The organism is Flavobacterium panacis (genome assembly GCF_024649945.1).
In the GTDB taxonomy this organism is placed as follows: domain Bacteria; phylum Bacteroidota; class Bacteroidia; order Flavobacteriales; family Flavobacteriaceae; genus Flavobacterium; species Flavobacterium panacis.
On record NZ_JANKMS010000003.1, the window covers coordinates 1 to 20,374 of the forward strand.

20 protein-coding genes and 2 tRNA genes are annotated in these 20,374 nt (G+C 31.1%); 13 read left to right on the forward strand and 9 right to left on the reverse strand.

The window, feature by feature from the left end; genetic code table 11:
• The first annotated feature begins 438 nt into the window (after positions 1-438).
• The 4 genes from NQQ59_RS07980 (at position 439) to NQQ59_RS07995 (ending at position 3,819) form a co-directional block, all read left to right on the forward strand.
• Positions 439-1,002, forward strand: coding sequence for a Crp/Fnr family transcriptional regulator (locus NQQ59_RS07980; RefSeq protein ID WP_144217436.1), 564 nt, complete (start codon positions 439-441; stop codon positions 1,000-1,002).
• Between the two features lie 65 nt (positions 1,003-1,067).
• Positions 1,068-1,847 (forward strand): acyl-ACP--UDP-N-acetylglucosamine O-acyltransferase, encoded by a 780-nt coding sequence (gene lpxA / locus NQQ59_RS07985; RefSeq protein WP_144217439.1) that lies wholly within the window; start codon positions 1,068-1,070, stop codon positions 1,845-1,847.
• A 64-nt stretch (positions 1,848-1,911) separates the two neighbouring features.
• Positions 1,912-2,505, forward strand: a complete 594-nt coding sequence (locus tag NQQ59_RS07990) for a YdeI/OmpD-associated family protein (protein WP_144217441.1) — start codon at positions 1,912-1,914, stop codon at positions 2,503-2,505.
• 216 nt (positions 2,506-2,721) lie between these two features.
• Positions 2,722-3,819, forward strand: coding sequence for an acyltransferase family protein (locus NQQ59_RS07995; protein ID WP_144217444.1), 1,098 nt, complete (start codon positions 2,722-2,724; stop codon positions 3,817-3,819).
• Positions 3,820-3,880: 61 nt separating this feature from the next.
• Here NQQ59_RS07995 and NQQ59_RS08000 read toward each other — a convergent pair whose 3' ends face one another.
• Complete coding sequence (locus tag NQQ59_RS08000) at positions 3,881-5,005, reverse strand: DUF4932 domain-containing protein (protein WP_186296616.1); 1,125 nt, start codon at positions 5,003-5,005, stop codon at positions 3,881-3,883.
• A 373-nt stretch (positions 5,006-5,378) separates the two neighbouring features.
• On the opposite strand from NQQ59_RS08000, the gene NQQ59_RS08005 reads away from it, so the two are divergent.
• The 3 genes from NQQ59_RS08005 to NQQ59_RS08015 all read left to right on the forward strand — a co-directional run bounded on the left by NQQ59_RS08005 (position 5,379) and on the right by NQQ59_RS08015 (position 8,455).
• The gene (locus NQQ59_RS08005) at positions 5,379-6,434 is read left to right on the forward strand and encodes a hypothetical protein (protein ID WP_144217449.1); all 1,056 of its coding nucleotides are present in this window, start codon (positions 5,379-5,381) and stop codon (positions 6,432-6,434) included.
• A gap of 145 nt (positions 6,435-6,579) precedes the next feature.
• Positions 6,580-7,956 (forward strand): hypothetical protein, encoded by a 1,377-nt coding sequence (locus NQQ59_RS08010; protein ID WP_144217451.1) that lies wholly within the window; start codon positions 6,580-6,582, stop codon positions 7,954-7,956.
• A gap of 139 nt (positions 7,957-8,095) precedes the next feature.
• Positions 8,096-8,455, forward strand: a complete 360-nt coding sequence (locus tag NQQ59_RS08015) for a MerR family transcriptional regulator (protein ID WP_144217453.1) — start codon at positions 8,096-8,098, stop codon at positions 8,453-8,455.
• 129 nt (positions 8,456-8,584) lie between these two features.
• Here the strand turns inward: NQQ59_RS08015 and NQQ59_RS08020 are convergent, their stop codons facing one another.
• Complete coding sequence (locus NQQ59_RS08020; protein ID WP_144217456.1) at positions 8,585-9,178, reverse strand: leucine-rich repeat domain-containing protein; 594 nt, start codon at positions 9,176-9,178, stop codon at positions 8,585-8,587.
• Positions 9,179-9,520: 342 nt separating this feature from the next.
• On the opposite strand from NQQ59_RS08020, the gene NQQ59_RS08025 reads away from it, so the two are divergent.
• On the forward strand, positions 9,521-10,228 hold the full coding sequence (locus NQQ59_RS08025; RefSeq protein ID WP_144217458.1) for a DUF6090 family protein: 708 nt from the start codon (positions 9,521-9,523) through the stop codon (positions 10,226-10,228).
• A 62-nt stretch (positions 10,229-10,290) separates the two neighbouring features.
• Here NQQ59_RS08025 and NQQ59_RS08030 read toward each other — a convergent pair whose 3' ends face one another.
• Positions 10,291-10,707, reverse strand: a complete 417-nt coding sequence (locus NQQ59_RS08030; protein ID WP_144217461.1) for a helix-turn-helix domain-containing protein — start codon at positions 10,705-10,707, stop codon at positions 10,291-10,293.
• Between the two features lie 329 nt (positions 10,708-11,036).
• Here NQQ59_RS08030 and NQQ59_RS08035 point away from each other — a divergent pair, with 329 nt between their 5' ends.
• Positions 11,037-11,828 carry a hypothetical protein gene (locus tag NQQ59_RS08035; protein ID WP_144217463.1) on the forward strand — a complete coding sequence of 264 codons (792 nt, stop codon included), beginning with the start codon at positions 11,037-11,039 and terminating at the stop codon, positions 11,826-11,828.
• Between the two features lie 59 nt (positions 11,829-11,887).
• Here NQQ59_RS08035 and NQQ59_RS08040 read toward each other — a convergent pair.
• The 3 genes from NQQ59_RS08040 to NQQ59_RS08050 form a co-directional block, all read right to left on the reverse strand.
• Positions 11,888-11,962, reverse strand: a tRNA-Val gene (locus NQQ59_RS08040).
• A 145-nt stretch (positions 11,963-12,107) separates the two neighbouring features.
• Positions 12,108-12,182 (reverse strand) — tRNA-Val (locus NQQ59_RS08045).
• A 177-nt stretch (positions 12,183-12,359) separates the two neighbouring features.
• Complete coding sequence (locus NQQ59_RS08050) at positions 12,360-13,586, reverse strand: bifunctional folylpolyglutamate synthase/dihydrofolate synthase (protein WP_144217465.1); 1,227 nt, start codon at positions 13,584-13,586, stop codon at positions 12,360-12,362.
• Between the two features lie 131 nt (positions 13,587-13,717).
• On the opposite strand from NQQ59_RS08050, the gene NQQ59_RS08055 reads away from it, so the two are divergent.
• From NQQ59_RS08055 to NQQ59_RS08065, 3 genes are read left to right on the forward strand one after another with little or no spacing between them, the layout of a single operon-like run.
• On the forward strand, positions 13,718-14,413 hold the full coding sequence (locus NQQ59_RS08055) for a MotA/TolQ/ExbB proton channel family protein (RefSeq protein ID WP_144217467.1): 696 nt from the start codon (positions 13,718-13,720) through the stop codon (positions 14,411-14,413).
• 3 nt (positions 14,414-14,416) lie between these two features.
• Positions 14,417-14,812: an ExbD/TolR family protein gene (locus tag NQQ59_RS08060; RefSeq protein WP_008464192.1), complete on the forward strand. Its 396-nt coding sequence runs from the start codon at positions 14,417-14,419 to the stop codon at positions 14,810-14,812.
• Between the two features lie 5 nt (positions 14,813-14,817).
• Positions 14,818-15,468, forward strand: a complete 651-nt coding sequence (locus NQQ59_RS08065; protein ID WP_144217469.1) for a DUF4844 domain-containing protein — start codon at positions 14,818-14,820, stop codon at positions 15,466-15,468.
• Between the two features lie 80 nt (positions 15,469-15,548).
• On the opposite strand, the gene NQQ59_RS08070 is transcribed toward NQQ59_RS08065, so the two are convergent.
• The 3 genes from NQQ59_RS08070 to NQQ59_RS08080 all read right to left on the reverse strand — a co-directional run bounded on the left by NQQ59_RS08070 (position 15,549) and on the right by NQQ59_RS08080 (position 18,635).
• Positions 15,549-16,448, reverse strand: a complete 900-nt coding sequence (locus tag NQQ59_RS08070; protein ID WP_144217471.1) for an energy transducer TonB — start codon at positions 16,446-16,448, stop codon at positions 15,549-15,551.
• Positions 16,449-16,690: 242 nt separating this feature from the next.
• Entirely contained in the window at positions 16,691-17,917 is a 1,227-nt protein-coding gene (locus NQQ59_RS08075) for a Glu/Leu/Phe/Val dehydrogenase dimerization domain-containing protein (RefSeq protein ID WP_144217474.1), read from the reverse strand.
• A 142-nt stretch (positions 17,918-18,059) separates the two neighbouring features.
• The gene (locus NQQ59_RS08080; protein ID WP_144217476.1) at positions 18,060-18,635 is read right to left on the reverse strand and encodes a chalcone isomerase family protein; all 576 of its coding nucleotides are present in this window, start codon (positions 18,633-18,635) and stop codon (positions 18,060-18,062) included.
• Between the two features lie 492 nt (positions 18,636-19,127).
• On the opposite strand from NQQ59_RS08080, the gene NQQ59_RS08085 reads away from it, so the two are divergent.
• Entirely contained in the window at positions 19,128-20,270 is a 1,143-nt protein-coding gene (locus tag NQQ59_RS08085) for an acyl-CoA dehydrogenase (protein WP_144217479.1), read from the forward strand.
• The last annotated feature ends 104 nt before the right edge of the window (positions 20,271-20,374 follow it).

Sequence of the window (20,374 nt, forward strand, 5' to 3'; positions counted from 1 at the left end):
CAATTATGTGGGAGAGTATGTCGTCGCCTTTCTTTTGAAAAACCCTGTTTCCAACGAAACAGGGTTTTTTGTTTTTGCACTGTTTTGTAATCCTGCTTCTGAAAACAGAACATTCAAATATACCTAAGACTGCGTTAGTGATGGGAGCGGCATCCTTTTGCGGGCGTACAAAACCTTTTTTTATCCCTGAAACCTTATCCCGCAAAAGATATAGCACACAGCACGACCCGGAGGGGAACGCCATAAATAATTTTGATATATTACATTCTTTATTATTTGGTGTTAAATGAATGATTTTTGTGATGTAATGTTCTTATTCATTGTTTTGTCAAGTTGCCTTAAAAACGTTTAAATATGATGTTTTAAACAGTTTTGTTTTTGCTTTGCTTTCTAATTAAAATTTTAAATTTGAACTTATAATTTATAGTCGCACAAAGAATGGATGAATTAATTCAAATTATAAATGGGTTTCAGCAGTTGGATTCGGAGACGGAGTTTGCAATAAGAAAGTATTTTGTCCAGGAAAATTTTAAGAAAGGAGAGTTCCTAGTTCGAGAAGGTAAAATTTGCGATAAAGTATATTTTATAAAATCGGGTGCTGTGCGGAGGTTTTGTATAGAAGATGAAATGGAAATAACAAAATGGATTTATACAGATAAACAATTTGTGACATCCATGAGTAGTTTTTTTGAACAGAAACCTTCGTTTGAAAGTTTCCAGACTTGCGAAGAGACTCTAGTTTATTCGTTGTCTTATTCAGATGAGCAAATTTTATTGGAATATCCTCTTTTTGCTAAGTTTCATATTACTCAATTACGATCGTATCTTTCTAAAATTAATGAATTTCATCATTTATTTAGAACCATGAGTGCACAGCAAAAGTATTTCTTTCTTTTAAATTCCTTTCCTCAGATTATTCTCAAGGCCAAATTGAAAGATATTGCTTCTTTGATTGGTGTGAGCCAGGAAACATTAAGTAGAATTCGATCTTCGATTTCTTGATTTTACCTCAAAAAATGTCATTTTCTTTTTCTTGATTTTTGTAAGCTATTTTAAAAGTTTATAAATTGAAAAATACTTTTGTGCATAAAAATGCGATTCTTGGAAATAATATTGTTCTCGGAAATTTTACTACTATTGAAGATGATGTTGTAATTGGCAATAATACTCAAATTGGAAACAATGTGACTATTTTAAGTGGTACCAGAATAGGGGAAAATTGTCAGATACATTCTAATGCTATTTTGGGAGGAATTCCTCAGGATTTAAAATATAAAAATGAATATACTATTCTGGAAATTGGCAGCGATAATATAATTAGAGAATTTGTTACCATTAATAAAGGAACTGCCTCCAAAAATAAAACTTCTATTGGAGATTCTAATTTAATTATGTCTAATGCTCACATCGGGCATGATTGTATCATAGGTGATAATTGTGTTATTGGTTTTAGTGTTGGAATGGCTGGTGAGGTACAAGTTGGAAATTGGGCCAGTATAAGCGGACTATCTGCTGTGCATCAGTTTTCTGTCATTGGAGAACATACGATGATTAGTGGTTTAAGCCGTGTTGTAAAAGATGTTCCGCCCTATATTTTGGCTGCACATGATCCTTTGCAATATTTAGGATTGAACTTAGTTGGTTTAAAAAGACGTGGATTTGATTCTAGTAAATTGGAAGAGCTAAAAGCTATTTATAGGATTTTGTTTCAGGAAAGAAAAAACACAAAACTTGCTTTAGAATTAATTGAAAAAGAGTTTAAACCTACCATAGAGCGAAATAAAATTTTAGATTTTGTAAATCAGTCAACAAGAGGGATTATAAAAGGCTTTAAAAATGATTTTTAGTTGGAAATAGAAATCAAAGCAGTTATTTTATTAAATTTAATAGATTCATTATAGTATAATATTTATGACAAAATATAGCGGAAATTCTAAAGTTGATTTTTATTTTGAAAAAGCTGAAAAATGGAAAGATGAACTGGAACAATTGCGAGCTGTTGCTTTAGATTGTCATCTTGTAGAAGAGTTAAAATGGGGTTGTCCTTGTTATACTTTTGACAACGCCAATATAGTTTTGATACATGCTTTTAAAGAATATTGCGCTTTTTTGTTTTTTAAAGGAGCTTTAATGAAAGATTCCGATAAAATACTAATTCAGCAGTCAGATAATGTGCAGGCGGCACGTCAGGTTCGATTTACAGATGTAAAGGATATTTTGGCTAAAAAAGAAATTCTTAAGAAATATATTTTTGAAGCAGCTGAAATCGAAAAGTCTGGACAAAAAGTGGTACTAAAAAAGGTTTCTGAATTTGAAATTGCAGAAGAACTTCAGCATAAATTTGATACTGATCCTGAATTTAAAAAAGCTTTTTATGCTTTAACTCCCGGAAGACAACGCGCTTATTTACTCCATTTTTCTCAACCTAAACAATCTAAAACTAGAGAATCTAGAGTTGAAAAAAATATTCCGAGGATTTTAGATGGAAAAGGATTGAATGATTAAGAAGATTTAATTAAGAAAATAATAGAAACTCCTTTAAACAAAGGAGTTTTTTTGTTTTTAGAATTCTTCAAATGTATCTTTCAATTTTATGTCTAATTTGAATGTTAGGACAAATTAAGAAATGATTCTTATAATTAAAAAAAATCAAATTTTGATTTAACTATTAATTTATAGAACTTGCGTCAAGACCGAATTATCTAAATAGCATAATCTAAAATGAGCAAAAGTCAAACTAACGAAACCATTCTGCAGACCAAACAACATTTTGAAATTTTAGACGGATTACGAGGTATAGCAGCTTTTGCAGTCGTAGTATTTCATTTTATGGAATGGATTTTTACGGATCCAAGTCAAAATTTTATTGGACATGGCTTTTTGGCTGTTGATTTTTTCTTTTGTCTTTCAGGTTTTGTTATTGGATATGCCTATGATGATCGTATCGCAAAAATGGGCCTTCGAAATTTTTTCATTGCGAGAATTATTCGACTACATCCTTTGGTGATCGCTGGATCAATATTAGGATTACTTGCGTTTTTGTTTGATCCGTTTGGAGGGCATTTGGAATTGTATAGTACTGGAAAAATTATTTTGACTTTTATTTGTTCTCTGTTTCTTATTCCGTTTCCGGTTATAGAAGATCGCGGATTTAATCTGTTTAGTTTTAATGCCCCAGCTTGGTCACTTTTCTGGGAATATATTGCTAATATCGTCTATGCACTTGTACTTTGTAAAATTCGAAAAAACTTCTTAGTTGTACTTACTTTAATTTCTGCAGTTGCAATTTGTTATGTCGGATACAATTCTGGAAATTTATTAGGCGGATGGAGTGGCCCGACTTTCTGGGATGGCTGTGCTAGAATATCATACTCATTTTTGGCAGGATTACTTATCTATCGATCCAATTGTATTATTAAAAATAAATTGGGATTTGCCGGATTGACTGTATTGTTGCTTTTGGCTTTTATAATGCCTTTTTCTAAATTAAATTGGATAGCTGAGCCTTTAGTTGTTTTGTTTTACTTTCCGTTATTGATTTCTTTGGGAGCTGGTGCTGTTTTGAAACCTGGTTTAGAAAAGATTTGTATTTTTTCTGGGAAAATATCTTATCCGTTGTACATGACGCATTATGCCTTTTTATGGATGTTTGGTAATTATTATACCAATTATAAACCACAAACATCACAATTGGTTTTAATTGTAACGGCTTCGGTTGTTTTACTCGTTGGATTTGCCTACTTGGTTATGGTAATTTATGATATTCCGCTAAGAAACTTTCTGAATAAAAAAAGAAAAGAGAAACTTGAAAAAGCTTAAAAAGCAAAACCTCCATTAAAAAGAATAATGGAGGTTTTGCTTTTTTAAAACATATTGATGCTTATTGTAAACTGCACCATTTGATTAATTCAGGATATAACTGATCAATTTTCTTTTTCTTGTTTTTGTTTCTCAGATTTTTCAACTCTTCGTTGAATTCTTTCATTTTTATAAATCCTCTTTCAATCATTACAGCATTTACTTCGTTATTAATTTCTTGAAGGAGTTTTGCGTCTCCTTTGTAGATTTCTTCGGCATATAATATAAATACGCCATATGTCATGTATTCGTTAAATACTTTAAAACCATCCGGATAATATTCTGTTCCGTATGTTTTAGTGTTAACCCATTTTTCTCTGTCTTTTAAAGCAGAATTTAGTTCTGATTTATATTTTACACTTGGCTTTTCGACATAATTATGATCAATTTCTGTGAACATGCTTCGCGTATTGAACGCTTCATTATTTTTCTCTGAACGGCCTTCTTCTTTTTGTATCGTTGGCAAAACCATTTCAATCAAATGAAAATTGTTGTTCTCGTAACCTCCAGTATAATTTAATCCATTGATTAAAGCAGAAGTGTATACAGTATAACTGTTTATTTTTTGTTCGAAATTCTTTTCTAACCAATCCCATTGTTTACGAAGATTTGAAAACTGTTCGTAATCAGAAATAATTTTATTGTAAAAAGGTTTTTCAGATTTATAGAAATCCGTAAAATGTGATTTTTTGACAAAAGCTTCGATTTCTGCTTTATAAGTTGTGATTGGATTGATCTCAATTTTTACGTTTGCAACTTTATCAGCAGGCAAAAGGTAAATTTTGCTAGGAATAAGAATGTCATTCTTTAAGGTATAAGTTTGAGCATTTCCTGTAAAGAAAATGTATTCCAGCGGATTTTTCATTAAAAGAGAGTCCATTGTTTTAATGATAGGTTCGTCTTTGTAAGGTTTAAATTGTTTAAGAACTCGTTGGTAGTAATCTCCTTTTTGTTCAAACATATCATCATTTTCCAATCCAAAATCGGTGATTGCCAGCATGATGATTAGGAGTTCTTTTACTTCATTAACTTGAACGGTCGATTTTCCTTGGTTTTCTTTTTTGAATTCTTCTGTGAAATTTACTTTCTGAGCTGAGATTGTAAATGATACTAATAACGCTAAGGCAGATAGAAATTTTGTTTTCATAAAATGGTATTTGTTTTTGGGTGCATTCATTTTAATTAATGTTTTTGTAAATCGTTATTAATCGTTTACATGTTCTTTTTTGTTGAATAAAAAACAACGATTTGTTTAAAATGTTAGATAAATGAATGTTTAGAGGCGTAAATGTCTTATAAAAATAGAAATGATACAATTTATTTTGGTGTGTTTTCTATACTTTTTTTGTAAGAAATTGATTTTAAATTATTTAATGAAACAAAAATGGAATTTGTCAAAATAATTTTTTGAAGGCAAAAAACAATTCATCTTCTTTAAATGACAATTCGGTTAATGAAAATTTAGTTTTTTAAGAAATAAGAATACTTTTACAGCAAAATCAGAAATAACTATAACCACTATGAAGAGAATTTTAAAAATTATCAAAATTACGTTTATTACACTTTTGAGTATTATTTTGCTTTCTATTGTCTATTTGTATATCAGTAATAAACTGTTTTTAGAATCCAAAAATGATAATAATATCAGCTATTTATCGAAAAATAATGTTCAGATCTCAAATTCGATTAATGAAAAATTATTTGATACCGATTTTTATAAATCGCAAGTTTTCCTTTTAGGAGAAATTCATGGTTATGCTGATAATCAAGTTATAGACCGTGAAATGCTTTTTTTCTTAAATAAAAAAATAGGAATTAAGTATTATATCGCAGAAATGGATAGTTTGACGGCTAAAAAATTAAACTCATTTTTGTTGGAAAAACAGAAAAACAAAGTAGTTTTAAAAGAAGTTGTTGAAAATATCAAACAAAGAATTCCGCAGCAATCTAGCCAGGAGTTATTTGAAAAATGGAGTTCGATTTATGATTACAATCAAAACTTAGCCGATTCTTTAAAAATTACTGTGATCGGAATTGATAAAAATTTTGATGACGATTCAAAAATTGCCAGAGATGTGGCTATGCTTGATAATTTTAAAAATGCTTTTAAAAATATGAAAATTGAAAACGAGAAGTTCTACGGGCTTTTTGGATATTTTCATACCCTTCAAAAGAAAACAGAATCTGGCAGAGAAACTTTTGCCGCAGGATTAAAAGAAGCTGGAATTAAAACCACAAGTTTGGTGAGTTATACAATTGATAGCGAAATGTATTTGCCTAAAAATCCTCAATTTCCAACTCCAGAAGATGAAAAAGTAGATTGGTTAAACGCAGATGGGCCATTAATGTTAGTGAAAGGAATTAATGATTTGAAAGAAATAAGTAAACCGAATGCGATTACGCTTTTTAAACTCAACTCGAATAATTCGCCTTATTTAAAGTCTCAGAATCTGATCACAGTAAAATCAAGAGCTTTTGGAGAAAATATTGTTCCTCTAGAAAATTCTTCTGCAGCTGATTATTTTCAGTATGTATTTTTGTTGAGAAATTCTAAAGCGCTAACAAAATTGAAATAGTGATATAAAATTTCATTCAAAACCTCCAAGATTTATTTTGGAGGTTTTTTTATTTTCTCTAAGTTAATGGAGTTCTTCCTGTCGCAAAAACGTATTATATTAGCTCTAAATCTTACAAAAATTTACTAACCCAAAACAAAAGAACTTGAAAATTAATAACGTAATTAAGTACTTGTTTCTCTTTTTATCCTTTTATTCATTCGGACAAAACCCTTCTTTCAAAATCAAATACTCAGAACAGCTGGCAGTTTTTGTTTTCTTGGAGAATTTATCGAATTATTATCCGGAAAATGTTTTTAAAACAGAATTCGAAAAATCAAAATACAATGTCGAGAAGTATAAAAGTATGATCTCAAAATTTGATCAATTGTCTATTTCTTATAGTTTTCGATTTGAAGATTTTCCTTATGGTTCAAAGAAAACAATGCAGACAATTGATTTTTTGAAGAAGAATTTAATAGAAACAGATAATTTAAATGATTTCAAACTTCGTTCTGCTGGTATGATTCCCAATAAAACGTTGAGTGATTTAGGAGAATGTATTTCAGAATTTGCTCCAATTTATAATGAATTGATTTATACTCCAAACAAGGAAAAATTTGAAAATCAACTGGAAGAGATTAAAAAATATTCTATCGAAAATCAGATCGAGAATTATTTTAAAACTGGATTAGTTTTTTACAATTCCAGTTGGGATAATTCAATTCCGTTTGAAGCGGCATTTTATCCGTTGCCGAATTCTAAAGGATTTACTGCTTCGGCATTTTGCAATAATTTCGTCAGTGCGATTCAAACCGATTTAAAATCGCACAAAGATTTGTTTAGTGTCATGATGCACGAAACCTATCATATCATTTACGACGAACAATCACTTGAAGTTAAAACAGCAATCGATACTTATTTTAAAGAAAACAAATCGAAATGCAGTAATTATGCTTATCAATTGATGAATGAAGTGTTGGCAACTGTTTTAGGAAATGGATATGTTTATGAAAAATTGGACGGTAAACTGGATGAAGGAGAATGGTATAATAATAAATACATCAATTTGATGGCAAAAAAGATTTATCCGTTAGCCAAAGAATATATCGATCAGAAGAAACCAATTGATAAAAATTTTATTGATCAATACATTCAGCTTTACGAAACCAATTTTCCAGATTGGATCAATGAACTGGATAATATTATGACCTATCGTTATGTAATTAGCGAAAACGGAAAAGATTTCAATACAATAAATAAAATGTTTCGTTACCGTTCCAGAACACAATACGAAGATCAAGTTACAGAAAACAGTATTGAAAAAATGCAAAATACGCCGCTTACCAAGATGGTTATTATTTCAGAAAATAGTAAGGAAAAAATGAAGCTTTTAAAAAACAGATTTAAAGAATTAAAAGATTGGAAAGCAAATCCTGATAAAGAATTTGCAGAGAAAATCCTCTTAGATGATAAAAGTCAATTGATTATTGTAAATCAGAAAAAATCTGATTTAGAAACATTGATTAAATCTATGAAATAGAGAAAGTAATAGTCAGTTTTTTTATTTGAATTCATATAATTCTTAAACTTCAAAAGTGAAAATAATTAGTATATTTGCAATTATTAAGTATATACTATGCTCTATACTTTTGTGTTTTTCTATTAAAAAAAATAAAGCTATGCTTGTAAACGAATTATCAAAGAAAACGGGGTTATCGATTCATACTATTAGATATTATGAAAATTTAGGAATGATTAAAGGATCGACTAATGAAGAGGTAAAATCTAATAATTATAAATATTACGATAGTAATGCTATTGAGCGTTTAGAAATTATAATAGAGGCAAGAGAAGTCGGTTTTACCTTAGCGGAAATAAAAAAAATATTGACGACTTGGTTTGAAGGTACAGATTCGAAACCGGAAGCACTTGAGCTTTTTCAAGCCAAAATAAAAGAGATTGATGATAAAATGAAATATTTCAAGCAAACTAAAAAACTGCTTGAAAAAGTATGTGAGAAATTGCAAAGTAATGATTAAGAGTGAAATCTTGATTGTTTGAATCTTAAGTATAAAAAAAGCTCCGTTGTTTAATGGAGCTTTTTTTGTGAATTTTACTAAAAGAATACTCGTTTTAGCTATTTCAAATTGATTGTGCGTTGCTCAAATTTAGGGATATATTTTAGTCTGTGTCATCTTCGTTTTTAAATATTCTAAATCTTCCCTATTGTATTTTCCAGTACCAGTAAAACTGATTTCTTTCACGTGCTTTGGAAATAAATTAGGATTTAAATCTGTGAGTTTTGTATCTGAAAATCCTAGAATTTGCAGACTCTTCATTTGATTAAGCGTTTTTGGGATTTTAGACAAAGGGCAATTTTCAATTCGGAGCGTTTTTAATTTTTCCAACTGAGATATTGAATCTGGAATGGTTTCGATGTCAGTTCCTCTAATCATGAGGTATTGCAAAGATTTTAATTCAGAAATCCACTCGGGAATAGTCTTTAAAGGGAAATTTAGAACTGAAAACTTCTTGAGTTTTTTTAGATTTCCAATTTCAGCCGGAAATTCAAAACCATCTAAATGATAAATCGATGGATCGGCTTGCATTTCTAAAACTTCGAGATTTACAAATTTTGAAAATACTTCGCCTTGATTTTTTAAGTTCTGATCATAAAATAGAAGAGTCAGTTTCTTGCAATTTTTAGGGTTTTTAGAAGCTTCAATCAAAGATGAAAACTTGGTTTTTCGAAATAAATCCATCGTGATGTCTGATTATTGATGAGAAATTGATTTGACAATTGTATAGGTTTGATGTTTTTTGGATAGTAAGTTTTATGGCTTCAAAATGGTGATTTCATGCGGTATTTGAATAAATATTAAATTAAGAAATATTAATTCATTTATATAGGATTTAAGAAAAATTAACAGAGCTTTGTATAAATAATCTTATATTCGTTTTTGAATATAAATCGAAGGAAAAAGAAAAAAGACAGTTATTCCGGTGTAAAAGACTGTTTTAAAATATAACGATTTTAAATTCAAAGAATTAATATCCTAAACAAATTATAATAATAACCAAAGTTAAAATTACAAGACTAAATTATGCAAGAAGAAATAACCAAGCATTCAAACAAAATTTATAAAGCTGTGAAAAAACCGGAACACACATTGGGTGAGAAAATAAAAGAAATCATTATAGAAATATGCATAATCGTTTTTGCTGTGACGCTTTCAATATCGCTACACGGTTGGAGTGAGCATAGACACCAACAAGAAGAAGTAGCTGCATTTCTTGCTAATTTAAAGAATAATTTAAAGGATGATGTAGAAAGTATCGACAGAGAAGTAAAAGAATACCAAAAGACAAACAAAAGTTATGAAAAAATTTTGGCGTTAACGGCTTTCCAGCTTGATAGTATTTATAAGTCTAAAAATAAGGTGAGTTTTCCAATTCATTCGCATGGGCAAACATTGAATGTGGGTAATTATGAAGGTTTTAAATCGAGTGGTAAAATTGGTTACATTGAAGATGAAAAATTAAAACAGAAAATTTTAAATTATTACCAAATATTTGTTCCAGCTGTTAATGAAGTTGATAAAGTATACAATGATTTTCTGTTTAAGTGTTTTGACAAAACAATAGAAAACGCAGATAAGCCAGAAGAAAAATTATATTCAGATCCAAAATATAAAAAGACACTCGAATATCTTGTTACAATAGGTAAGAATAATATAAGAGTTTATAACGAAAATACTAAACCGCTTGCAATTGATCTTATTAAAGAAATTGAAAAAGAGTTGAGTAAATAAAGCGAAATCATAAAAAAAACTCCATTAGAAATAATGGAGTTTTTTTTATGATTTTCAAAAGGTTATTTTCCTTTTATTATGTTTTCTAAATATTCAACCTTGTCTTTTTCTGCTTGGATTAAACGTTCGTAAAGTTTTTCCTTTTCTTCGTAAAGTTCTACAACTTTATCAATAGGATTAAAAGTGCAGTTGTGATTAGTGCTTGCGAAGTGACTATTACTTACTGTGTCGTTAAAAGTATTGAAAAAATTAATCATGTTTTCTTCAGAAAAATTCTTGATTGCATCTGCAGTTACGCCAAGTGCTTTTGCGACTTCAACAAGTTTTGCATCATCTATTGTTTCGCTATTTTCCATTGCAGAAATCGCTTGCTGATTAGTTCCTAAAGCTTGTGCCAATGCTTCCTGCTTCATATCACGAAGTTCACGAATACGGCTTATTTTTCGCCCTATATGATTTGGTCTTGTTAGTGTGCTCATAATTCAAAGATAATAATTAAGTGAATAAATTGGGGCTGTAAAAAACAGATTTTAAAATGTGAAATACAGTTGTTCTTTGGGAGCGGTAAACAAAAATACAATTTTTCTTGTAAGATATTGATGGGTTTAGATTTTGTATGGATATAGTTTGTCATTTCGAGGAACGAGAAATCACACTAGAAATTCCGTAAAGTATTTTGTCAATCTTTGCCGATTTTCAATTGTGATTTCTCGTTCCTCGAAATGACAATTGGATATTTTGAAATATATAAAAGAAACTTAAAATATTCCTATATTCGTTTGCGAGAAATCCAATTTTAATTAAGATAATGAAGGATGTAATAAAGGAGTTTATTGATGCTGAATCAGAATTTTTAAATTCAAATGGTTCTGAGAAAAGTGTTGAAAAGCTATACGACATAATCTATTTTTTAAAGGACTTGAAGGAGCCCACTTTTGAAGAAGAATTTATTCTAGCCAAGATTTATAATATGGTAGGGAGTAACATCTTTGCTTCTATAATTATAGATAAAAGTTTAAAAAAAAGCAATAAGAGCACAATGCAAACAGCAAAAATAAAAGAATTGCAGTCAAAAATAGAAAGTCGAGATGTTTGGAATACTAAAATTTATAGAGATCTGCGTGATTCTAAAATAAAAAAAGATCCTACAAAATTGCTGACTGAAGATTTCGTTATTTCTCAAACTAATAGAGGGAGTTATGATATTGAAATTTCTGATAAAATTAAAAACATAGTTATTTTAAATAAGAACGTACCGAATGAACCTGTATGGGGAGACGAAGCATGTTTTATTTTTTCAGATAAAAAGCCTGATCTCTATACTTTATTGTTATTAAGTGAGTATATAATATGGCTGGGACAAATGAAAGAAGAGTTGCTTAGGTTTTATAATGGGAATGATTTTAGAGATAGGCTTCCATATGTTTCAACAGATTGGTTTGATGGCTTAAATGTTTTTGATTTTTGTATTAGCATTGATGAAAATGATAATTTTAATACTGAAATTACTTTGCAAGATTATCTTCAAAATGATTATGGTTTTAGGTTAAAAATTGAAAATTTTATCTTGAAACAAATTGAATACGATCCGATTTTGTGAAAAATAGAATGAAAAATAAAACCATAAAAAAACTCCTTAATTTCTTAAGGAGTTTTTTGTGGGCGATGAGGGGTTCGAACCCCCGACCCCCTCGGTGTAAACGAGGTGCTCTGAACCAGCTGAGCTAATCGCCCTATTTTACTAGGTTGCTATCATTTCTGATTGCGAACGCAAATATACGTTTGTTTTTGATTTCTGCAAAGAATTTTAATTTTTAAATATTCTTTTTAGTCTTCTTAATTTAAAAGAAAACTCCTTAATTTCTTAAGGAGTCTTTTGTGGGCGATGAGGGGTTCGAACCCCCGACCCCCTCGGTGTAAACGAGGTGCTCTGAACCAGCTGAGCTAATCGCCCTATTTTACTAGGTTGCTATCGTTTGTGATTGCGAGTGCAAATATACGCCTGTTTTTGAGTTCTGCAAACAAAAACCAATAAAAAATAAAACTTTTTTTAAAATAACTTATATCTGTTTGTTTATGAATTTGTTATTAAAATGATTTTTTGAAGTTTTTTCTAAATCAAAAGTATATTTTAGTTCAAAGGCAATTCGGCAACAACAAAAGTGCTTCCTCCAGCGTAAATAAAATCATTTTCTGAAGCATTTTTCTTTGCTTCCGCGAAAGCAATTTCTACAGAATCGTATTTTTCTCCAATTAAATCGTGATTTTTGGCTTCGGCTTGTAAAATTTCGATGCTTAATCCTCGAGAAGAATCCGGCCTGCAGAAATAATATTTAGCCTCTTTTGGAAACAAAGGCAAAATAGAATCCAAATCTTTATCATTTACAACACCCAAAACAATGTGAAGGTTTTCGAATTTTTCATTTTTCAACTGATTCATTACAACCGTTAATCCGTGTTTGTTGTGTGCTGTGTCGCAGATAATTTTTGGGTTTTCTCCCAATTGCTGCCATCTTCCTTGTAAGCCCGTATTTTTTACAACATGCAATAAACCTTCTTTCAATTGTTCGACAGAAACTTTAAAATCAGTTTCATTATTCAGGATTGAAATCGTCTGTTGAACCGTCTTTTTATTATGAAACTGATAATCTCCAATCAAATCAGACAAATAAATTTGATCAATCAAATCAGATGCAAAATAAATAGGAGCGTTGTTTGCTTCAGCTTTAGCTAAAAATACAGGCTTCGTTTCTTCAGTATATTCACCAATAACAACTGGAACATTTGGTTTAATAATTCCCGCTTTTTCGCCTGCAATGGCTTCCAAAGTATTTCCTAAAAACTGCGTATGATCTAAACCAATATTCGTAATCACCGAAACCAATGGCGTAATAATATTTGTTGCGTCCAATCTTCCGCCAAGACCAACTTCGATAATCGCAATATCTACTTTTTCAGAAGCAAAATAATCAAAAGCCAAACCAACCGACATTTCGAAGAAACTCATATCATTAGCTTCAAAAAACGATTTGTGTTTTGCTATAAATTCAATTACAAATTCTTCTGAGATTTCTTTTCCATCGATTTTAATTCTTTCTCTAAAATCTTTCAAATGTGGAGAAGTATACAATCCCACTTTGTAACCCGCTTCTTGAAGAACCGAAGAAAGCATATGCGAAGTAGAACCTTTTCCGTTTGTTCCCGCAACATGAATACATTTCAGCTCATTTTGCGGATTGTCAAGATGAGCAGCCAATATTCTAATATTCGTTAAATCTTCTTTGTACGCAGAAGCACCTTGCAATTGGTACATTGGAAGCTGATTAAACATCCAATTGGTAGTCTCTTGATAGTTCATTTATTTTAGATAAAATGGTTGTTGATTGAAATAAATTTCGATTTTTGTAGTTTAATATTACAGCGAAAATTATCTTTATTGCAAATTTCAAATATTTTTTAGAATTAATTATTAAAAACCAGAATTAATATATGTTTAGTTTTATTCAGTTACAAACAGATACAATCGCAAATGCTTCAAATGTAGTGGTCGAAAAGATTGCAGCACCGCAAAATGAAATTTCAATGTTTGGTTTCATCATGAAAGGAGGAGTTTTCTTAATTCCGATCGCGATTTTATTGTTTTACACTATTTACCTGATTTTTGAGCGTTATATGTACATTAACCGAGCGTCTAAAATTGACAACAGATTAATGCAAGATATTAGCGAAAAATTACATTCTGGAAATATCGAATTGGCAAGAACAATTGTAGAAAGAAATAATACTGCAGCTGGAAATATTTTAAAAGAAGGTGTTCTAGTAATCGGAAGACCAATTTCTGAAATCGAAGCCAACATGGACCGTGCTGCCGATATTGAAATTGGTGAAATGGAAAGGCATTTAGGTCACCTCGGACTTATTGCCGGTATTGCGCCAACTTTAGGTTTCATCGGAACAATTTCTGGGGTTATTAAAATTTTCTACAGCATTTCGGTTACAGAAAATATCAGTATCGGAAATATTTCTGGAGGTTTATACGAGAAAATGATTAGTTCTGGATCTGGATTAATTGTGGGTATTATTGCTTATAGCGCTTATCACTTATTAAACGGAAAGATTGATAATTTTGCTTTAAAAATTCAGAAACAGATTTTAGAATTTGTCAATATAATTCAAAGAGCATAAGCCATGTCTATTAAAAGAAAAAGAAGATTTCACGCCGAAGTTGCGACTTCATCTTTGAGTGACATTATGTTTTTCCTGTTGTTGTTTTTCTTAATTATCTCAACACTGGCAAATCCGAATGTGATTAAGATGACGTTGCCAAAAGCTAAAGCGAATGAAAAAACCAATAAACAGTTAATCAGTTTATCGGTTACAGAAGATAAAAAGTTCTACATTGACAAACAAGAAGTCGATTTTGAAAACCTGGAAACGAGTTTAATGTCAAAAATAGGAACAGATAAAGAACAAACCGTTGTAGTTCGAATTCCGTTTAATCTGCAAGTACAAGATCTAGTAGATGTTTTGCAAATAGGAGTGAAGAACAACTTGAAATTTGTAATTGCCACAAGTCCGAAATAGATTTAATGATTAATAAAGAAAGACTAAATTACTTATTAGAGAAAAAGAAATTTGCTGATTCAGAATGGGAAAAGAGAGGTTTAAATCCTTCAGATGATGAATTGTGCGAATTAATGGAGTCTAAATTTAATGAATGTTTACATTCTCTGATTTTGTTGCTAGAAAATAATGCTTCTCAAAGTAAACTGAAATTAGAATTAAAAAGATCTTTAAAGAGTTTTGATAAATTTATTTTTGATACTGAAGAAAGAGAATTTATCTGTGATTATTTTTATGAAATAGCTAAAATCGTTGAAACAGATTTTAAAAATGAATTGAATAAGTGGCTTTATGGTTCATTATTGAATTCTTTTATTAAACTATCAAGTTTTATAAAAGGTAAAGAAAAAGTCGTTGAGATTTTATCTCAGGAATGTACCAAATGCCATGCAAGTTTAGAAACCTTTATTTTACAAAAAGAAGAGGGAATTCCAGATTCTGATTTTTTTATTGTTAGATGTAAATCCTGTAGGGAGTTTAATTTAATTGATATAGGTTCAAATATCAAACAATTAAGATTTGGTGAATACGAATTAGCAGAACAACTTTCCAGAAATCAATATGATTTAGATGGAGCAAAAATAAGGTTAAAACAATTGCAGTTTTTTAGAAAATAAAATAATAAAAAAGGCTTTCAGATTTCTGAAAGCCTTTTTTATATAAACAGATTTTAGTGTAAATCCGTGAAATTCGTGTTTTAATCCAAACTGAAATTATAAATAATTTTCCCAACTTGCTTCGCGGCAGCATTTGAATCTGCAGACCATTTTGTATTTAAAGCTGCAATTTTGGCTTGTTCTAGTAAACAGCTTGCTGTATTTGTTGTTCCTTTAACTCCTGCAGTTGCGCTTATTGTTTTTCCGTTTTGATCCACTGTAACTTCTACAACCACTTTTCCTTCTTCATTACAAGTATATTTTGGGGCAGGTTTGGATAATGCTTTTCTTCCGTTTAAAGAATATCCAGATCCACCGCCAGAACCACCACCGCTTCCGGCTCCGTAACCACTTCCTGTGCCAATACCATTTCCAGTTCCGTTACCGCCACCAGTTCCTCCGCCAGAACCTCCAGATCCATAATAACCATTTGAATTTAAACTTCCGCCTGCTTTTCCTTTATTTCCTGCAACTTTATCATCTCCGTCCCCGCCTTTGTTAGATCCTTTCATAATACTGGCTAAAGCATCGTTTGTAGAGTTCGAAACTTTCGGTTTTTCAGGAACAGGTTTTGTTTCTGGTTTTACTGGAGTTGGTTTCTTAGGTTTTTCTTTTGTTGGAATAACCACGTCATTTTCTGCTGTTGTATTTTCCTGTGTAATAACCGCATCTTCTGGAGCAGCTTTTGCGGGTGCTGCTTTTGTGTTATTTTTTACTTCCAGAACTTCACTTTTGTAATTGGCTCCTCTTCCTAAATCGCTATCTCCAAAGTTTACTGTTACACCTCCGCCACCTCCGCCACCATCGGCAAGAGCGACATTATTTTCAGGATTATAAGGAGGCCAAAAACGGATAAAAAACAGCAATGCAATGATCACCGCATATATTGCAGTAGTGATTAATAAAGATTTCTTTTTATCTGAAGAAATAGTGAAACTCATTGAATTCTGAATTTTGAAATGTATTATTTTAAAAACGTTTAAAAGTAGTAAAAATTGTTTAGAATAGAAGTGATTGAATTACTTTGAGCATAATGTTTTTTCGCTCGCAGATTTAGCAGATCTTGCAGATTTGTTTTTATGTAGTAGATTTATATAAATCTGCGGAATCTGCTAAATCTGCGAGAAACAAAAAAGGACCAAATAAAATTTGATCCTTTTGAAATAAAATAAAGTATATATTTTTATACCAACTGTTTCAAAGCAATTTCAAAAGCAGTTGCGCTGATATTCGTTTTTGATGCGCTTAAAGCATGAGCTTTTACAATCGCATTTTTAATCGTTTCTGAAGTATCATTAAAAATAGCCTCATCTGTCATTTGCACTTTTTTCTCCATGAAATAAGCAAAAACTCTCGCCATTCCGCAGTTTGAAATAAAGTCAGGAATCAAACTCACTTTTTGATCTACTTGTTCCATAATAGAACCAAAGAAAATTTCTTTGTCAGCAAAAGGAACATTCGCACCACATGAAATCACTTCTAATCCGTTTGAGATTAAGTTGTCAATTTGCGCTTGAGTTACCAATCTAGAAGCGGCGCAAGGAGTGAAAATTTCAGCACCGATTGTCCAGATTTTTGAATTGATTTCCTCAAACGGAATCATATTATCAGCAACTAATTTGTTTCCATCTTTGTTTAAAAACAACGTTCTGATTTCTTCAAAAGAAAAACCATCTTCTTTAATTAAACCACCATCGCGATCAATAATTCCGATCACTTTTGCTCCCATTTCAGCCAAATAAAAAGCTGCTGCAGAACCAACATTTCCAAAACCTTGAACGATTGCTTTTTTGCCTTTGATGTCTCCACCATAAGTTGCGTAGAAATGACGAACTGCTTCAGCTACACCAAAACCAGTGATCATATCGGCAACAGTATATTTTCTGGTTACATCTGGTGAGAATTTTGGGTTTTCAATAACCTTAATTACACCTTGACGCAATTGTCCAATTCTATTAATTTTATCTGCTTCTGTCGGTTTGAAATGTCCGTTGAAAACACCTTCCTGTGGATGCCAAACACCACATTCTTCTGTCATCGGGATAACTTCGTGAATCTCATCAACATTTAAATCTCCTCCAGTTCCGTAGTAACTTTTCAATAAAGGAGAAACTGCTTTGTACCAACGTTGTAAAACTCCTTTTTTACGTGGATCATTTGGGTCAAAATTTATTCCAGATTTAGCCCCGCCAATGGCTGGGCCTGAAACAGAGAATTTAACTTCCATGGTTTTTGCCAAAGACAAAACTTCGTTCATGTCTAGACCTTTTCTCATTCTTGTTCCTCCACCCGCAGCTCCTCCGCGAAGTGAATTAATTACAGTCCACCCTTCGGCTTCTGTTTCTGAATCTTTCCAATTGAAAACAATTTCAGGTGCTTTGTTTTCAAATTGTTGTAATAAATCTTTCATTTTGTTGTGATATGTTTATTTTGCGTAAATGTATAAAATAGAATAATGCGAATAATGTATTTCGCATCAAATTTATAAAACAAAAAAGAAAAGCCGAAAACTATTTGGTTTTCGGCTTTCTATATATTCAAAAAATTAAGAATTATTGTCCTAATAAATGTTTTTTCAAAGTTTCGTCAACTGGTTTGTCAGAAAGCCAGATTCCGAATAATGCTTTTTTGAAATCAAATCCGGCAATTTTTCCTTTCAAGACTTCATTTTTAGAAACATATACATTTTGATCCAAAGGATTATAAGCTAATATAAACACATCTTTTTCTGTAATGACATCACTTAAAAAACTTTTTAACTGCTCAATTCTTGGACGTAACTCTTGAAGATTTGCTCCAGCAGATTTTTCAAAACCTGTATTCATGGCTTTTGTCAATTTGTTTGAAGAAACCATAGAAGAGGTAATTTCAATTCGAATGGCCATTTCAGTATCACTGTCAATAATGAATTGCGGATCCTGGGTTAACTGAGATAAGTATAATGCCTGAACGTAAACTTCCAACCACATTTTTGATCTTCCACCCGCGCCGTTAAGTTGTAAAGTTTTGCCTTGAAATTCTATTTTTCTAGGAACTGTTACACCATTAACATCGATTTGAGTTTGTGCAGAAACAGTAGAAAATTGTAAACTTAAGAGGAGTGTTAGTACTAGTAAAATCTTTTTCATGTTCTATCAATTTTTTATTTTTTGGGCAAAAATAATGTTAATTTATCAATATTTAATTGATTCAGGAACTGTTTTTTTCTTCAAAAAGTAATGTTTTATTTTTGTATTGTGTTAATAATCAAATTAGTAAGACTTGTTTTACGTAGATTTACCTGCTTTAAGAATTGTTTAAAGATCTGATTCGCAAAAAAATCTCAAAAACGTAATTTTTGAAGCTTTAAAAAGGAAAAAATATCTTTTAAGTTTTAGAGAATTTGTTGAAGGATTAATGTTCATTTCAACAAAAACCTAAATAATCACGAAAACGTTATCGTAATCTTTGCTGATCTATTAATTTTATATGCGCGCATTGTAAATTACACTTTTAAAAAGTATCTTTGAAAGCCTTTGAACTGAAAAGTAAGGAACTGAAAAAACACAAAAACATAAAAAAACCATCAGCTGAAATTCTGTTTTGAAATTTGGTTGAAAAAACATTAAAAGTATACTACTATGGATTTTAATCTTACCGAAGAACATTTAATGATTCAGCAGGCAGCAAGAGATTTTGCTCAAAATGAATTGTTGCCGGGAGTTATTGAACGCGATGAAAAACAAATTTTTCCAACTGAGCAAGTCAAAAAAATGGGTGAGCTTGGTTTTATGGGAATGATGGTTGATCCTAAATACGGAGGAAGCGGCCTAGATGCTATTTCTTATGTTATTGCAATGGAGGAAATTTCTAAAGTAGATGCTTCTGCTTCTGTAGTAATGTCTGTAAACAATTCTTTGGTTTGTTGGGGATTGCAGGAATATGGAACTGAAGAACAAAAACAAAAATATTTACCAGGTTTAGCGTCTGGAGAAATTCATGGTGCTTTTTGCTTGAGCGAACCTGAGGCAGGAAGTGATGCAACTTCTCAAAAAACGACTGCAATTGATATGGGTGATCATTACTTAGTTAATGGTACAAAAAACTGGATCACAAACGGAAATACAGCATCTGTATATTTAGTAATTGCACAAACGCATCCAGAATTAAAGCATAAAGGAATCAATGCTTTGATTATGACGAAAGATATGCCAGGTTTCTCAGTTGGTCCGAAAGAACAAAAAATGGGAATTCGTGGTTCTGATACACATTCATTAATGTTTTCTGATGTGAAAGTTCCAAAAGAAAATAGAATAGGGGAAGATGGTTTCGGATTTAAATTTGCTATGAAAACACTTGCCGGAGGTAGAATCGGAATTGCTTCTCAAGCTTTGGGAATTGCATCAGGAGCTTATGAATTGGCTTTGAAATATTCTAAAGAGCGTAAAGCTTTTGGAACTGAAATCTGTAACCATCAAGCGATTGCTTTTAAATTGGCAGATATGGCGGTTAATATCGAAGCAGCACGTCATTTATGTATGAAAGCGGCTTGGGATAAAGATCAGCATAAAAATTACGATGTGAGTGGTGCAATGGCAAAACTTTTTGCTTCGCAGGTTGCAATGGACACTGCTGTTGAAGCTGTTCAGATTCACGGAGGAAACGGATATGTGAAAGAATATCATGTAGAGCGTTTAATGCGCGATGCAAAAATCACTCAGATTTACGAAGGAACTTCTGAAATTCAGAAAATCGTAATTTCAAGAGCTGTTATCGCTGGATAAAATTAGGTTATCAATAGATTTGAAACCCTTTCGACTTTTAGTTTGGAAGGGTTTTTTTATGAATATTCTATTACTTTTCATAAGTTTATACTTTTAAGGAGATT

Excerpts from the sequence above, each read along its gene's own strand:
- NQQ59_RS08035 (WP_144217463.1), top strand. The coding sequence starts at position 11,037 with ATGAAGGATGTAATAAAGGAGTTTATTGATGCTGAATCAGAATTTTTA.
- NQQ59_RS08025 (WP_144217458.1), top strand. The coding sequence starts at position 9,521 with ATGCAAGAAGAAATAACCAAGCATTCAAACAAAATTTATAAAGCTGTG.
- NQQ59_RS08065 (WP_144217469.1), top strand. The coding sequence starts at position 14,818 with ATGATTAATAAAGAAAGACTAAATTACTTATTAGAGAAAAAGAAATTT.
- NQQ59_RS08030 (WP_144217461.1), bottom strand. The coding sequence starts at position 10,707 with ATGAGCACACTAACAAGACCAAATCATATAGGGCGAAAAATAAGCCGT.
- NQQ59_RS07980 (WP_144217436.1), top strand. The coding sequence starts at position 439 with ATGGATGAATTAATTCAAATTATAAATGGGTTTCAGCAGTTGGATTCG.
- NQQ59_RS08015 (WP_144217453.1), top strand. The coding sequence starts at position 8,096 with ATGCTTGTAAACGAATTATCAAAGAAAACGGGGTTATCGATTCATACT.
- NQQ59_RS07995 (WP_144217444.1), top strand. The coding sequence starts at position 2,722 with ATGAGCAAAAGTCAAACTAACGAAACCATTCTGCAGACCAAACAACAT.
- NQQ59_RS08000 (WP_186296616.1), bottom strand. The coding sequence starts at position 5,005 with ATGAAAACAAAATTTCTATCTGCCTTAGCGTTATTAGTATCATTTACA.
- NQQ59_RS08075 (WP_144217474.1), bottom strand. The coding sequence starts at position 17,917 with ATGAAAGATTTATTACAACAATTTGAAAACAAAGCACCTGAAATTGTT.
- NQQ59_RS08085 (WP_144217479.1), top strand. The coding sequence starts at position 19,128 with ATGGATTTTAATCTTACCGAAGAACATTTAATGATTCAGCAGGCAGCA.
- NQQ59_RS08080 (WP_144217476.1), bottom strand. The coding sequence starts at position 18,635 with ATGAAAAAGATTTTACTAGTACTAACACTCCTCTTAAGTTTACAATTT.
- NQQ59_RS08055 (WP_144217467.1), top strand. The coding sequence starts at position 13,718 with ATGTTTAGTTTTATTCAGTTACAAACAGATACAATCGCAAATGCTTCA.
- NQQ59_RS08050 (WP_144217465.1), bottom strand. The coding sequence starts at position 13,586 with ATGAACTATCAAGAGACTACCAATTGGATGTTTAATCAGCTTCCAATG.
- NQQ59_RS08060 (WP_008464192.1), top strand. The coding sequence starts at position 14,417 with ATGTCTATTAAAAGAAAAAGAAGATTTCACGCCGAAGTTGCGACTTCA.
- NQQ59_RS08005 (WP_144217449.1), top strand. The coding sequence starts at position 5,379 with ATGAAGAGAATTTTAAAAATTATCAAAATTACGTTTATTACACTTTTG.
- NQQ59_RS08020 (WP_144217456.1), bottom strand. The coding sequence starts at position 9,178 with ATGGATTTATTTCGAAAAACCAAGTTTTCATCTTTGATTGAAGCTTCT.
- NQQ59_RS07990 (WP_144217441.1), top strand. The coding sequence starts at position 1,912 with ATGACAAAATATAGCGGAAATTCTAAAGTTGATTTTTATTTTGAAAAA.
- NQQ59_RS08070 (WP_144217471.1), bottom strand. The coding sequence starts at position 16,448 with ATGAGTTTCACTATTTCTTCAGATAAAAAGAAATCTTTATTAATCACT.